General features: G+C 60.2%; 4 protein-coding genes. 1 reads left to right on the top strand and 3 read right to left on the bottom strand.

The features are described from left to right. On the bottom strand, window positions 1–544 hold a 544-nt coding region (locus PHW99_RS18600), incomplete at its 3' end, for an enoyl-CoA hydratase-related protein (protein WP_300181304.1). Window positions 545–625: 81 nt separating this feature from the next. Beyond that, the gene (locus PHW99_RS18605) at window positions 626–1,393 is read right to left on the bottom strand and encodes a glucose 1-dehydrogenase (RefSeq protein WP_300181297.1); all 768 of its coding nucleotides are present in this window, start codon (window positions 1,391–1,393) and stop codon (window positions 626–628) included. Window positions 1,394–1,493: 100 nt separating this feature from the next. Here PHW99_RS18605 and PHW99_RS18610 point away from each other — a divergent pair, with 100 nt between their 5' ends. Then, the gene (locus PHW99_RS18610) at window positions 1,494–1,964 is read left to right on the top strand and encodes a MarR family transcriptional regulator (protein WP_300181299.1); all 471 of its coding nucleotides are present in this window, start codon (window positions 1,494–1,496) and stop codon (window positions 1,962–1,964) included. Between the two features lie 21 nt (window positions 1,965–1,985). Here PHW99_RS18610 and aliB read toward each other — a convergent pair. After that, on the bottom strand, window positions 1,986–2,996 hold a 1,011-nt coding region (gene aliB / locus PHW99_RS18615), incomplete at its 5' end, for a cyclohexanecarboxyl-CoA dehydrogenase (protein WP_300181301.1).

The raw sequence follows: 2,996 nt of genomic DNA on the forward strand, positions 1-2,996 counted from the left end.
TGACCAGACCCATTTCCAGTGCTTGCTGGGCGGTGTAGCGGCGGCACAGGTACCAGATTTCGCGGGCTTTTTTCTCGCCCACCACGCGGGCCAGCAAGGCGGTGCCAAAGCCGGGGTCAACGGAACCTACGCGCGGGCCAGCCTGACCCAGTTGGGCGTTTTCCGACGCAATGGCGAGGTCACAAATCGTCACCAGCACGTTGCCGCCGCCAATGGCAAAACCATTGACACGGGCAATCACGGGCTTGCTGCAGTCGCGAATGGCGCTTTGCACCTCTTCAATCGGCAAACCGATCACACCGCGGCCGCCGTAGCCGCCGTCCTGGGTGCCCTGGTCACCACCGGTGCAAAAGGCTTTTTCACCCGCGCCGGTCAGCACCACCACACCCACGCTGCGGTCATAGTCCGCGTCTTTGAAGGCGTGGATCATTTCCTCACAGGTGTTGGCCGTGAAGGCGTTGTATTGCTTGGGCCGGTTGATGGTGATGGTGGCAATGCCATCAGCCTTGGTATAGAGGATGTCGGTGTAAACCGGGGTGGTCATTTCCATGTTGGTTTCCTTAAGTAAGTCAAACGAAGAGGGGACAAGAAGATCGGGACGCTCAGCAGGCAGATGTGTGCGTCATCAGCCCACCATGGTCAGACCACCAGACACGCTGATGACCTGGCCGGTGATGAAGGCCGCGTCGTCGCTGGCCAGAAAGGCAATGGCGCCGGGCAGGTCAGCTGGCTGACCCAGCCGACCAAACGGAATGGCACGGGCCAGGCCTTGGCGCAGCTTGTCGGCGTTTTCGCCTTCACCGGCAAAGTCGGCAAACAAGGCGGTGTCGGTTGGGCCGGGGCAGACCACGTTGACGTTGATCTGTTTGCGCGCCAGTTCGCGGGCCAGGGTTTTGCTGAAAGCGATCATGCCGCCCTTGCACAGGGCATACACCGCCTCGCCAGTGGAGCCCACCCGAGCGGCGTCAGAGGCCACATTCACCACCCGACCAGCACCACGTTCCGACATGCCCTTGACCACCGCATGGTGCATGTAGAGTGAGCCATACAGGTTGATGGCCACAATTTGCTCCCACAGCGCCTTGTCCGTCTTGAGGAAGTTGCCCGCCCGATCCCAACCGGCGTTGTTGACCAGCACGCCAATCGGGCCCAACGCCGCTTCGACCGCAGCCACACCGGCAATCACCTGCTCCTGATTGGTCAGGTCTACCGCAAAGGCCTGGGCCTTGCCGCCAGCGGCCACAATCTCTGCCGCCACGGCCTGGGCTGCTGCCAGATTGATGTCCACCACCGCCACGGCGGCACCTTCTTCACCGAAGCGTTTGCAGGTGGCCGCGCCAATGCCACCCGCGCCGCCAGTCACCAGAACCACTTTGTCTTTTAATCCACGCATTACTTTTACTCCTGTTAAAAATTCAAAATTTCATCTATCACGCATTCATCGTTTACGATCGGCATCGTTTTAACCAATACCCTCAGCACTGATCCGCGCCATGCCCGACCTCAAATCCGAAAAAAGCCAAGCCATCAACGAGATCAACAACCGCCTGTTCTTTCGCCTGTTTCAGGTGGCCAACACCTTGCACACCAAAGGCACGCAGGCGATTGAGGAATTTGGCGTGACCACCCAGCAGTGGTCGGTGTTGGGTGCCCTGTCCCGGCCACAAGTCACCGACGGCATGTCCATTGGTGACCTGTCGCGCTTCTTGCTGGTCAGCCGCCAGAACCTGACCGGTTTGCTGTCGCGTCTGGAGCGGGATGGTCTGGTGGAGCGGGCCACCAGTGAAGATGACCGGCGTTCGCGCAAGGTCAAACTCAGCGTCCAGGGCGAAGCCTTGTGGATCAAGCTGCAGGACCCGATCCACAACTTCTACGACGCAGCCCTCAAGGACCTGTCGTTCGACGACCGGCTGGCGTTTATCCACTACTTCACCAAGTTGCAAAGCAACATGTCCAAGCTGTAGGCGCGGCTGCAGATCAAGGCATCAGGTCAGGCGCATGCCTGACTTTTCACGGGCAATGATCATCTTCATGATGTTGGCCGTGCCGTCCCCAATTTGCAGACCCAGCACATCGCGATACCGCTGGGCAAAGGCGTAGTCACTGGCATAGCCGCCGTGGCCGTGGGTCAGCAAACACTGGTGAATGATTTCGCAAGCCAGTTTGGGCCCCCACCATTTGCACATGGCCGCCTCAGCCGTGTGGGGTTTGCCGTTATCCTTGAGCCAAAGGGTGCGCAGGCAGTGCCAGCGCAAGGCCTCCAGATAGGTTTCGCTCTCAGCCAGCGGAAAACTCACACCCTGGCGCTCGATGATGGGTTGGCCAAAGGTTTCACGGTCCTTGGCGTAGTCCCAGGCTTCATCCAGCGACGCGCGCGCCACCCCCAGGCATTGCAGGCCGATCAGTGCACGGCTGTAGTCAAACCCCTGCATCACCTGGATAAAGCCCTTGCCCTCGGCGCCCAGCATGTGGTCAGCCGGAACACGCACATGGTCAAAAAAGATCGAGCCGCGACCGACAGCGCGGGTGCCCACGTCATCAAAGGCGGTGCGGGTCAGGCCGGGCAAGTCCATGGGCACCAAAAAGGCGCTGATGCCCTTGGCACCATCGGCATCGGTGCCGGTGCGGGCAAACACCACCGCCACATCGGCCTGGTCCGCCAGGGAGATGGAGGTCTTTTCACCGCTGATCACAAAGTGCTCGCCGTCCCGAACCGCCTTGAGTTTTAACCGGGCTGCGTCTGAGCCTGCACTGGGTTCGGTCAGGGCAATCGCCACCAATTTGTCGCCGGCCAGGATGGCTTTGAGCCAGCGCTCTTTCAGATACTCCTGCGCGTGGGTGGCAATGATCTGACCACACAGAGAGGTCAGCAGGTTGACGTAAGACATGTTGAAGTCGCCGTAGGCGATTTGCTCCAGCAGCAGGCCGCTGGTGACGCAGTCCACCCCGATGCCACCATAAATCTCCGGCAGCTCAGGCGCCAGAAAGCCCATGTC

The organism is Rhodoferax sp. (genome assembly GCF_028689305.1).
GTDB lineage: Bacteria > Pseudomonadota > Gammaproteobacteria > Burkholderiales > Burkholderiaceae_C > Rhodoferax.

Coding starts and splice junctions, on each gene's coding strand:
- PHW99_RS18605 (WP_300181297.1), bottom strand. CDS start 1,393: ATGCGTGGATTAAAAGACAAAGTGGTTCTGGTGACTGGCGGCGCGGGT.
- PHW99_RS18610 (WP_300181299.1), top strand. CDS start 1,494: ATGCCCGACCTCAAATCCGAAAAAAGCCAAGCCATCAACGAGATCAAC.